Below are 515 nucleotides of genomic sequence, written 5' to 3'. Positions count from 1 at the left end.
TCCCACGGCGTGGCCTGGAAGCGGTTGCGGTAGCCCTGGTGGAAATCGTCTTTGAGTGCGGTGGTGTCACTGGTCACCGACTCCTCGAGCACTTGCGGTTGCTTGCCTTCATGCAGGACTTCGGTGAGCAGCCAGAGGTCGTTCCACTTGGCTTTCGGGTGTTCGGTCAGGGCGAGAAAGTGGCCGCTGACCAGCAATGGCTGATCGCTCTTGCCTTCGGCGAGTTGGAAGTCACTGCGATGGCGTTCGAGGGCACGTTTGGCCAGGTGCTTGCCGCGCTCGCGGTCGATGAAGCGGCCCGGGTAATCGTAGTCTTCGAGGTCGGGCAGGGCGTCGCCACGGTTTTCGCTTTCCAGGGTCAGGCGCGGTTTTTCGAAGTCGTAGTCGCGACGGGTGGTGCGGCTGGTGCGGGTTTCCAGGCGCAGGTCGAAACGTTTGATCACCGGGTTGCTGGCGACCATGCCGGAGTCTTGCTGATAGGGCACAGGCGCGAGTTTCGGAAACACCGTCTGGTC

At 62.1% G+C, this 515-nt stretch carries 1 protein-coding gene; it reads right to left on the bottom strand.

The window, feature by feature from the left end; genetic code table 11:
• The coding region (locus AC4IHP_RS27820) for a contractile injection system protein, VgrG/Pvc8 family (protein WP_490833286.1) at positions 1 to 515 on the bottom strand (515 nt) is incomplete at both ends.

This window comes from Pseudomonas sp. UF-293 (genome assembly GCF_058245595.1).
The sequence above is the reverse complement of the archived record's forward strand: the minus strand, read 5'-3'. Positions and strand labels throughout refer to the sequence as shown.